Source organism: Blautia sp. AM23-13AC, from assembly GCF_003435675.1.
Lineage (GTDB): Bacteria > Bacillota > Clostridia > Lachnospirales > Lachnospiraceae > Fusicatenibacter > Fusicatenibacter saccharivorans.
In genome coordinates, this window is sequence record NZ_QTUL01000010.1 from 101,150 (window position 1) to 111,034 (window position 9,885).

Annotated in this window: 10 protein-coding genes and 2 pseudogenes; 4 read left to right on the forward strand and 8 right to left on the reverse strand. The window is 35.2% G+C overall.

The annotated features are described in order from the left end of the window. Nucleotides 1–55: 55 nt before the first annotated feature. The 3 genes from DW642_RS11705 to DW642_RS11715 form a co-directional block, all read right to left on the reverse strand. Nucleotides 56–1,510 carry an Rrf2 family transcriptional regulator gene (locus DW642_RS11705; protein WP_117510278.1) on the reverse strand — a complete coding sequence of 485 codons (1,455 nt, stop codon included), beginning with the start codon at nucleotides 1,508–1,510 and terminating at the stop codon, nucleotides 56–58. A gap of 272 nt (nucleotides 1,511–1,782) precedes the next feature. Beyond that, on the reverse strand, nucleotides 1,783–3,441 hold the full coding sequence (locus tag DW642_RS11710) for a PucR family transcriptional regulator (protein ID WP_117510279.1): 1,659 nt from the start codon (nucleotides 3,439–3,441) through the stop codon (nucleotides 1,783–1,785). A gap of 298 nt (nucleotides 3,442–3,739) precedes the next feature. Beyond that, the gene (locus DW642_RS11715) at nucleotides 3,740–4,615 is read right to left on the reverse strand and encodes a tyrosine-type recombinase/integrase (protein WP_242991181.1); all 876 of its coding nucleotides are present in this window, start codon (nucleotides 4,613–4,615) and stop codon (nucleotides 3,740–3,742) included. Nucleotides 4,616–4,832: 217 nt separating this feature from the next. Here DW642_RS11715 and DW642_RS11720 point away from each other — a divergent pair, with 217 nt between their 5' ends. The 4 genes and pseudogenes from DW642_RS11720 to DW642_RS16665 form a co-directional block, all read left to right on the forward strand. Next, entirely contained in the window at nucleotides 4,833–5,207 is a 375-nt protein-coding gene (locus DW642_RS11720; protein ID WP_117456480.1) for a helix-turn-helix domain-containing protein, read from the forward strand. Between the two features lie 276 nt (nucleotides 5,208–5,483). Beyond that, nucleotides 5,484–6,029 carry a transposase gene (locus DW642_RS11730; protein ID WP_242991182.1) on the forward strand — a complete coding sequence of 182 codons (546 nt, stop codon included), beginning with the start codon at nucleotides 5,484–5,486 and terminating at the stop codon, nucleotides 6,027–6,029. Nucleotides 6,030–6,245: 216 nt separating this feature from the next. Further along, nucleotides 6,246–6,377, forward strand: a pseudogene (locus tag DW642_RS16660) (helix-turn-helix domain-containing protein); the annotation flags it as partial. Between the two features lie 78 nt (nucleotides 6,378–6,455). After that, nucleotides 6,456–6,644, forward strand: a pseudogene (locus DW642_RS16665) (IS256 family transposase); the annotation flags it as partial. Between the two features lie 160 nt (nucleotides 6,645–6,804). Here DW642_RS16665 and cptIN read toward each other — a convergent pair. The 5 genes from cptIN to DW642_RS11760 form a co-directional block, all read right to left on the reverse strand. After that, nucleotides 6,805–7,302: a type III toxin-antitoxin system CptIN family toxin gene (cptIN, locus tag DW642_RS11740; protein WP_117510281.1), complete on the reverse strand. Its 498-nt coding sequence runs from the start codon at nucleotides 7,300–7,302 to the stop codon at nucleotides 6,805–6,807. Nucleotides 7,303–7,792: 490 nt separating this feature from the next. Next, nucleotides 7,793–8,263, reverse strand: coding sequence for an NUDIX hydrolase (locus tag DW642_RS11745; RefSeq protein ID WP_117510282.1), 471 nt, complete (start codon nucleotides 8,261–8,263; stop codon nucleotides 7,793–7,795). A gap of 34 nt (nucleotides 8,264–8,297) precedes the next feature. Next, nucleotides 8,298–8,780: an NUDIX hydrolase gene (locus tag DW642_RS11750; RefSeq protein ID WP_117510283.1), complete on the reverse strand. Its 483-nt coding sequence runs from the start codon at nucleotides 8,778–8,780 to the stop codon at nucleotides 8,298–8,300. A 229-nt stretch (nucleotides 8,781–9,009) separates the two neighbouring features. After that, nucleotides 9,010–9,252 carry an NUDIX domain-containing protein gene (locus DW642_RS16300; RefSeq protein WP_242991183.1) on the reverse strand — a complete coding sequence of 81 codons (243 nt, stop codon included), beginning with the start codon at nucleotides 9,250–9,252 and terminating at the stop codon, nucleotides 9,010–9,012. An 11-nt stretch (nucleotides 9,253–9,263) separates the two neighbouring features. Then, nucleotides 9,264–9,764 (reverse strand): kinase, encoded by a 501-nt coding sequence (locus DW642_RS11760; protein ID WP_117510284.1) that lies wholly within the window; start codon nucleotides 9,762–9,764, stop codon nucleotides 9,264–9,266. Nucleotides 9,765–9,885: the final 121 nt, after the last annotated feature.

The following is a 9,885-nucleotide window of genomic DNA, read 5'->3' on the forward strand; positions in this document are numbered from 1 at the left end:
TAATTCGTCTTAAAACACTCAATTTCTTGTTCACAAAATCGCCTCAAATCTTCTGTCATGCTTGACTTTTTGTTACTTTTAACCACTCTGGCTGCTTTGCTGCCGCCGTCAAGCACTGGATCAGTTTTTTAGAAAACGCTCCACATTCACCATTTGAAATCATCTGTATTGCCTCTTCAGGTTCATACTTTCTTTTGTATGGACGATCATTGATCAATGCATCGTAAGCATCAACAATCCCAACAACCTGTGCACACATTGGAATCGCATTCCCTTTTAAGCCGTCTGGATATCCTGACCCATCATATCTTTCATGGTGGTGTCTGCATATTTCATAGCTATATTTGTTCAGCTTTTCCGTTGTTATCCCCTCTGGAAATCTCCGGGTCATCGCTGCACCTACTAATGGATGTTGTTTTACTACATTCATTTCTTCATCTGTCAACTTTCCATTTTTATTCAAAATTTCAATTGGTACTTTTATCTTTCCAATATCATGAATCGGTGCCAAATGGGCTACTGAAGCAATTTCTTCATCCGTAATTCCGTATTCCGGATAATTCTTCTGCAACTGAAGATATACCTGTTTCGTATAGAAACTGATATCATCTTGATACCCTGATTCAACTATCTGATTATGATTCAATACAGTAGTTAAAAGTGATACCATATCCCAATACTGCTTTGCCAAATCCTGTTCTTTCTTTACGAGTTCCTGTTCCATTCTTATAACTGTGTTCTGGACAATCTTCTCATTATGTAATGTAATAATTGCAGTATTCTCATTTGCATCTATATATTTTTTTGCTTCCATCCAAACATATTCATTCTTATCTTTTCCCGTAATTCTGCGATATGGAAGATCTTTTTCCATACATCCATCAACCAGGTTTTCTTCTAATCCTTCACTTGATAAGAAACCATGAACCATTTTTTTATCAGAAACATACACATATCTTTCTACATACTGGCTTATGAACTCTTCATAGCTTTCTGTATTTCTTACTTTCTCATACACTTCACGGATATGTGAGTACACACACTCGTAGCTTTTATCCTTCAAGTTCAGTTTTAACACAACATAAAATCGTCCAAAATATTCATCTTCTCCAGGGCGGATAACATCTGAAACTTTTACGCTCTCTAATTTATTATTGTATGTATTCTGCAGACTCAACAATATTTTATGTATCTTGCAGGTATCTTCTAAATTTCTGGAACAAAAACGATCTTCTTCCAAACAACGATTAATTGCCATTGTTTCCTCTACACACGATATGATATCCATTAAAGAAATGTTCTCCGGTTGTTTTGCCAGCATATAGCCACCATTTGTACCTTCACAGGCAGTGACTATTTTTGCATTTTTCAGTTTTTTCGCTATTTTAGGAACATAATTAGCCGAAACATTTAGCTTCCTTGACAATTCTGATGTAGATACCATCCGTTCCTGTGCTGCTAAGTAACACACAATTCTAATTGCGTAATCTGTTGAATTTTTTAGTTGCATCGTTATCCCTCTAATCTAAGCCCTGCAAAGTCTTAGTTTATATCAAAAAAATACTATCCTCTGTAGCAGTGATTCTTTTCCTGAAATATTTTCTCATCAGTTTCTCAATTATACAGATTGAAACCGGTTAATATAATGTACAATCAATGAAAATATTTATCCGTTTTTTTGTAAAATCTGTTCCATTGTATCGATATTCTCCATTAATATCTTTTTATGAACTTCGTTCAAAAAAAAGAAACCATGCCTCAACATGATTTCTCTTTCTTTTTCTATTCTATTTCTTTTAACATTTTATAAATAATCAGACCATTACTGACTGCCAGTACTTCATTTGCATTGTCAAAATTTATTCCGGAAATTTGTTTTATTTTTTCAAGCCTGTAAGATATTGTTCTATAATGAACAAACATTTCGTCTGCAGTTTTCCTAATACTTTGCTTATTTCTAAGATACATCTGCAAGGTTGTAATCAATTCTCCCTTATGTTCATCATCATATAAATATAATTTCTTTAATGTTTCCGGAATGTATCTTTCCAGTTCCGTCACATCATCAATTTCGCCGAATATCTGGAAAAATCCGAGGTTTGAATAATGTACTACTGACTTATTCTTATCACCAGTCACCAGGCGGATAATGTCTATATACTTGATAGCCCGACTTGCTTCGTGATAAGATTCTTTCAGCCGTTGATACCCTTCCACACTTTTTCCTATACCAATCTGAAAGTCTGTATCTTTCTTTCTATAAAGGATGCTTCGCTGGATAACATCCTCTACTTCTTCCATCTCTTTCTGATACTCCAGTTCTGTCTGATTGGAATCTACCTGTTGAATCATAACAATCTGATCCATATTTCTGTAAATAAGCGCATCCGGCAGAAGATACATCAATTCACCCACGATAACACCTACTTCGTGAAGCTGTTCTTTTGTATATTTTCTTTGTACATTTTTTTTGATGGTATGAAAATCAACAACCCTGTAAGTATCGCTTTCTTTCATTCCGAGCTGTGCTGCCGCTTCAGTCATTTCTTTCGAACTCAGTAATCCATTCAGAATATTATGGATAAGATCTCTCTGATACTTCTTTTTCACTTCATCCTGTGCAAATTCACTCAAAAATCCATACTGCAAGTTAATAATCGCATTTTCGATTGCCATATAATCAAGTTCTATCAGTTCTCTATTTTCTTCTGTTATTGTTATATATATATCCACCTCACTCAATATGGCAAATTTCACTATATATTGAACACAGCTTCCTTTCATCTGCTTCATATATTGAAATTTCGTAATAATATTGGGTTTATATGGCTGAATTTCATCTGACAATATTAACTTGGAGTTGTCCAAGTTTGTTGAAACCATACAATTAAGATTACCATAATACAATACAACAGGATTCTCGATCATGATGCTTAAAAATTTGATAATATCACTTGCTGTATTGCTTGATCCATTATTTTTTAAAATAAACGTATTAAAATTATCATGTGTAATTTTAAAATACTTTAAGCGTGCAGTGTCTTTATCGAATACCTGCATCATAACATGACGGATAATTCCCCAGTAATATAAATCTCCTGGAATTTCTACCAGAGGAATTTCATATTTTTTGCAGTGTTTTTCTAATAAACTCAATCTGCGTCCTGTAGGATCATATTCTTTTTTTTTCTTTACAATGAATCCACTTATATCACTTTTAACTAAATCTTCAAAATGCTGCTCTACTTCTCGATCACTGCATGATAAATATACCTGAATACTGGTTATGAGTATTTCACCACCCGTCAGGTATCGCTCCATATCTTCAATTTCGATTATTCGAATGCCTTTCACTTCCAAATCTAGACCTTTTTCACCGCAAAGCAGCTTCATTTTTGGAAATTGTTCTGATTCAAGTAATTTTCTTACAGTATATCCCATCGTTACTCCTTATCCATTGCCAAATCAATACAACATAATATCTGTTATGTTGTTTATGGACAGATTATTTTTCGTACGATATAATGCTAAATAACACCCTGCTATCTGTTATGCTGTTCATATTACATAGTTCCTTTCTGATTTTTTGGTAGCTGTGCCCTATTTAAGTACCGCTTTTGGTAAATTGGCTATAATCTTTATTATTTTTATTGCTTAAAGTTATCTTTTAGAGGAAATGAATGACTTGCAGAAATAGGGTAGAACAGGTTAATAGAGGCACTGTACAACATAACAGATATTATGTTGTACATTCCAATATTTCCTGTTCGACAATCTTATCCAGCTTCTTTTGGAACACTGTTTCTGTAGTTGCTGTATATATTCTCGTTACATTGATACTGCTATGTCCAAGTAAATCAGCAAGACCTGTAATATCTTTTGTCACTTTATAATAAATTCTTGCAAATAGATGTCGAAAATTATGCGGGAATATTTTTGATTCTGCTACTCCTGCCTTTTCTTTTAATCGTTTCATTTCTCTCCAAATATTACTTCTGTCTTTTAACTTCCCATTTTTCGTGACAAATATCCAACCTTCTGCTATTTGGTTATTATGGCAATAGGAAAGAAGTTTCCTTTGCAATACCTTCGGCAAAAAAATCCTTCTATACTTTCCTTTATTATAAATCTCTATCCTTCCAGATTTTACACGCTCCACTGTAAAAAATTTTATTTCGCTAATCCGAATTCCTGTACATGCTATTGTTTCAATACACAATGCAAGCTGTTCTTTTCCTTCTGCCATAGCTGTTGCAATCAATTTCCTGCATTCTTTTTCTGTCAATTCTTTCTGATCCTGTAAAAAAGGCTGCTTCTGCACTTTTATTCTTTTCACTTTCAGCTTTCCTACATTCAAAAATTCCAGGAACTGATTCAAGGCGGCAAGCATTGAATTAACACTATTGACAGCATATTTTTGAGCAAGCCATTCTTTATATTGCAACAATACTTTTTTATTGATCCGCTTATCATCTGCCAAAAAAGATAAAAACTTTTTTATATCTGCCATATATTTATTGATTGTTGCCTTTGCATTTTCTTTCTGGTATAGATAATCTGCAAATTTTTCTATCTCACTTTCTGATAGCTCTATTGAAAAATCCATCTGTTCCATAATCATAGTCCTCCTGAGAATTCATTTTCTTTCATTATAGCTGTTCGCTTTTTCGTATTCCCATACACTACTTTTTCTACTTGTTATGCATCCAAGATTTTTCAATATTTATCTCCGATTATATATCGTATTGTTGATTTTAGTCAACAGTAGACGCTTATTTTTATCATCTATTGTGGATATAATTTAACAATACGAGAGGAGATGTCTTATACTAATGTCGGATAGCGAATTATGTTTACAGGAAATCGGAAAAAGAATTATGGATCGTCGAAAAAAGCTGGGACTCACTCAAGAAGCACTTGCAGAAAAAGGGGAAGTCACTACCCAGTTTGTTTCTTATGCTGAATCAGGGAAGCGAGCAATGAGGCCTGAAAATCTGCTAAAAATCTCCTCTGCTTTAGAAGTAAGTGCCGATTATTTACTCACTGGTGAAATTATAGATAAGGATCTGTTGATTCTTTCAGATAAGCTCCGCCGACTCACGCCTTCACAGGTACGCACAGTTGAAGCTATTATAGATGAATGTAACAACCTTTTTAATCAGAAAGAAATTACCCTTCTCTCTCAAAAAAGGAATGGAAGCTACTAAAACAGTAACTTTCCATTCCTTTTTTCAATTATCTTACACCCCGATCAGCCCCTCTCTCCGGCTTATCTTTTCCCTGCTTTTCTTGAATAATCTTCTTATTGATCTCAAGTCGTTCATGAATGGATTGCAAATTCTGCTCGAACGATACACCTATTCTGAAATCGGCGGTACATTCATTCTGATTTAGCGGTACGCGTTTTCTACTCCAATCGGTACGTTTTTCCTTTATTATTGTGATGTAACTATTATTCATCACAGTGCAAAGGAGGAACTATTATGCACGACTACAATACTATTCTTGGTGTCATAGAACTTCGACTTAGCAAAGTCAGTTATGATACCGTACAAAAACGTTACCGGATTGGCCGGAGTGGAATCATATTGATTATGAAACGTTATAACGAGTCTGGATTATCACTGGATGACCTTCGGCAAATGCCTGCCTTAAAAGTGGTTGATCTTATCTATCCAAAAGAAAACCTCAGACACAAGGATATTCCACTGCCTGATTTTGGAAAAATACATGAGCAGATGGTTCAGATGGGAAAACATGCTGATCTAAGTTTTCTATGGATCGATTACAAAAAAGAACATCCTAATGGTTATCAGCTCGCCCAGTTTTATAAGCTGTACCGCGATTTTATGGTAGATACTTACGGTACTTCTAAAACCTCAATGCCCGTGGAACGGATCCCTGGCGAAAAGATGTTCATTGACTGGGTCGATGACCAGCCGGAACTGCTATTGGACACAGCTACCGGAGAACTTCAGAAAAGTTATGCCTCCTTTCGCAATCATTTGATGACTACGAAAGAACTATAACACGTTGAAAACTTATTGATCAGCTGAAGCGGAAATGCGTTCAGTTACATCCAGAAAGGCTGATCAGTTCTTAGCGGAATGCGTGGTCCGATGAGCCGGAATTTGCACTGCCAACTACCGTAAGATAATCCAGCTTCTGTAATTCTTCATTTAGCTGTTTGACAATCTTATAAGCATAAGACTTGGAAACTCCCAGTTCCGCTGCAACTTCTTCTAATCAGCAAGGAAGAATATGATGAATGGAGGTATAAGTATCCGGAACTGGATACTTACCAGAAACGTGCCAAGATACCATCTCAGGAATTGAGTGATTACCTCGTAAAAGAATTGACTAAAAAAGAAAAATAAGGAAAAAGAAAACCTTACCGATTTTTAGGCTTGCCACCCTTGCATATCATAGAAGAATCTTATTTACAGACTTTTTCTCACAGTCTCAATTCTACCTACCGGAAACTGAATCGCCAGAGAAGCGTATTTCCAAGCGATACAGCTCTATTAAAGGCACTGTATCTTGCCACATTTGAAGCTACAAAGAAATGGACCAGTACGATCCGCAACTGGGCACAGGTGTATGGTGAACTGAGTATTATGTACGAAGGACGCCTCCCAGAGTAACGAATAAACGGGCGAATAAGACGGGCGGAAAACCGCCTGCTCTTGACATGCCATTCAACAACTGTTATATATAAAACAAGGGTGAGAAGCCTGATTTTTAGGCTTGCCACCCTTGCATATCATAGAAGAATCTTATTTACAGACTTTTTCTCACAGTCTCTTATAAGCTGTCATCAGCATGTCTTCCCGCTATGCGTTCTTTCAGTTTTTTCAAAATTGCCATAACATCTGGCTGTGTCGGTGTAAATTTAACCCCTCTCTTTAGCATACCCATGACTTTTCTTGCTTTCTGCTCAATTTCATTTGCCGTATGCTCACTAGTAAGCATGAGATGATTACCGCCTATGGTATACTCGCGTTCTATATATTCCTCTGTTATTGGGAACATATCCTGTATCAAAAATGCACTTTCTCGGCTATCGTCCAGCTTTACAATATGTATAATATCGCATGGCTTACCTGCCTTAGCTTTTTTCTCTACAATTCCTTTATATTTATCAATACGACTTGATAATGGTATCATCCAATATATCCCTGTATTTGTATCTTCAAAGCAATAATAATGAGGTCGGTTCCCCGCCTTATTCCCCTTAAGATATGGGTCTGGCATATCTTCAAAAAACTTATCTTTAATTATATAAAATCCTGTTTTCTTCATGTAATTTTCTCCATATAGAAAAAGTCCCCCGCCTTACGGCGAAGGACTAAACTTTCGACCCAACCATTTATATACCGCATATCGGTCAGCGGTAAACTTTCAACCCGACCATTTATATACCACATATCGGTCAGTGGTAAACTTTCTTTGTACTTACATACTAGCAAGAACAAAGCAGAAAGTCAATAGGACTTTCTATTATAATTTTATGCCGATTAGACATAAGCTATGCAATATATCAACACCTATAAAGCAAATATACAATCAAGCTAATTATAACTTTGTATTATCATGTTGATGTCTTCTAATATATGATATACAGTTATCAATATGTTTTTCATCCACTATAGGCTTCCATGACTTACCTCCCCATAATCCTTTTGGTATCTGCTCTATAAGGACAGGATATTCTTTTCTCAATAGCCTTGAAGATGCTCCGAATAATAGTTGCCCAACTTTGGAAAGTGCTAGCTAATATTCTTTATGTATTCTATAGTCTGTTTTCTACCAGCTGTATCTGACTGTAAGACTGCTTTTCTATCTGCTTATATTTTTCAATCAATTTAGGCTGAATCAACGGATATGTCCAATTCTCAGGCAACTCATCCATTAATATAACCTTTTCCATTTCACTATGTAATTCTTTAGCGAATTCATTTATCTCCGCAAAATAAAGCATTCCAAAGGTTTCCTCGCCTGTATCATTTACTCTTGTTTTGCCTATCACTGAATATACACAGATTGGCTTTATCTCATATTTTACTGCTCCTGTTTCTTCCTGGAGCTCCCTTTTAGCGGTTTCGAGAATATTTTCGCCTGCTTCTCGATGCCCTCCCGGCACTTCATAGGTATCTCTTTCTTTATGCTTACAAAACACCCACTTGCCGTTGCTCTGTGAAATTATTACTGCAAACTTCAGTAATGAATCATCTACTGTATCATAAAATTTAACTTCTAACATATTTCTTCTCCATCGACACCTATAATCTCATCTTCTAAATTTGCTTTGAAACAAAATGTACAATTTCCTTCTTTGGTTCAAGAATATAAGGTACCAACTCCTGCGGATATACCTTTACATCATTCTTTAAATCCTCAAGTGGAACCCAGCAAAAATCTAAATCAATCCTTTTGTCATCCAGACCATCATAACCATGAAATACTCCATCTAAAGGAATATCATAATTAACGAGATGTACATTATAATATAAACATATCTGATGACATGGTCTTTTACCCCATGGAAAATATATTTCACCAATCGCCAGCAGATTATCTACCTCTATTTTAGTGTGAAGTTCTTCTTCAAATTCCCGCTTCAAAGTTTCTATACTTGTTTCCATTGCTGCTACATGTCCACCTATAATGGAATAATCATCATTCTTAGGACGCTGTAATAGAATTTTTCCATTGCGTATCAATATTCCACCAACTCTGTATGAAAACACAAAATGATCATTCTTAAATAAAATATCCACTTAAAACTCCTTTGCATTTATTTAAACTATTTCAACTCTTCTATCCATTTGCCATTTTCTTCAAAAAAGAAATACTCACTAATATTGTCATTTAAAAATACTTCCAACATCTTATCCATTCCATAAGCAAGTTTTCTCTACTTCATTTCATCTAATGTCAGCCAGAATACATCCCCTTCTTCAGACGAAGTAACTATTCCTTCAAACTTATCTATCTTATATAATAGCACTATATATCTTGTTTCTTCATCCAGTCTTTTATCCCACAAAGTTTTGGTTCTGAAATTTTCAATCCAGTTTCTTCCCACACTTCGCGTATCACAGCATCTGTAAATAATTCTCCTCTTTCCACATGTCCTCCCGGAAATGTTATTCCAGAGTAATCGTCATCAGTCTTATCTTGGACAAGTATCCTATTTTCACTAAACACCATACACATATTAGTCATTATCACTTTTTCTGTTCTTGCCATTCGTAATACCCTTATCCTTCATTTGCTGAATCCATATATATCATTTCAACAATACTGTCTGCATCAATATCAGATGTAATAATTTTTTCATTAAAAACTGATGAAAAATCCTTTTCTCTCCACCATCTACGCATATCTTCTTCACCAAATTCCTGTTTTTTATCTCTTGTATTATGCCGCCTGACCGTCTCTTCAAATGATATATCAAAATAGTACGCATATATATCCATTCCATACAATTCATTTGCCGTTTTGAACAAAGGACTATACCACTCATCATACATGATGCCCTCTAAAATAACCACATCACAATGCTCATACCCATATTTCATAAGTTCTATCATAAGTGGTAATGCCTTAGTATCAACGCCATCTTTAACCCACAAGATATTTCTCCTAATCTCATCTTGTGAAATCATCATTGTATTGTATCCAAATTTCTTTTGCAACGCTCTAGCTACTGTTGTTTTTCCACTTCCAGAGTTACCTCTTAATATGATTATCTTTTTCATAATTTCTCCTTAATCTTGCTACTACTCTCTCCACAAATAGAGCCAAACTAGAGCCATTTGAGAAAACAAAGTAAACGGTAGAACCTGAGTACCTTTTTATTCACTTCAAGTTATGCCATAA

Coding starts and splice junctions, on each gene's coding strand:
- DW642_RS11745 (WP_117510282.1), bottom strand. CDS start 8,263: ATGTTAGAAGTTAAATTTTATGATACAGTAGATGATTCATTACTGAAG.
- DW642_RS11715 (WP_242991181.1), bottom strand. CDS start 4,615: ATGGAACAGATGGATTTTTCAATAGAGCTATCAGAAAGTGAGATAGAA.
- DW642_RS11705 (WP_117510278.1), bottom strand. CDS start 1,510: ATGCAACTAAAAAATTCAACAGATTACGCAATTAGAATTGTGTGTTAC.
- DW642_RS11720 (WP_117456480.1), top strand. CDS start 4,833: ATGTCGGATAGCGAATTATGTTTACAGGAAATCGGAAAAAGAATTATG.
- DW642_RS11730 (WP_242991182.1), top strand. CDS start 5,484: ATGCACGACTACAATACTATTCTTGGTGTCATAGAACTTCGACTTAGC.
- cptIN (WP_117510281.1), bottom strand. CDS start 7,302: ATGAAGAAAACAGGATTTTATATAATTAAAGATAAGTTTTTTGAAGAT.
- DW642_RS16300 (WP_242991183.1), bottom strand. CDS start 9,252: ATGGCAAGAACAGAAAAAGTGATAATGACTAATATGTGTATGGTGTTT.
- DW642_RS11760 (WP_117510284.1), bottom strand. CDS start 9,764: ATGAAAAAGATAATCATATTAAGAGGTAACTCTGGAAGTGGAAAAACA.
- DW642_RS11710 (WP_117510279.1), bottom strand. CDS start 3,441: ATGGGATATACTGTAAGAAAATTACTTGAATCAGAACAATTTCCAAAA.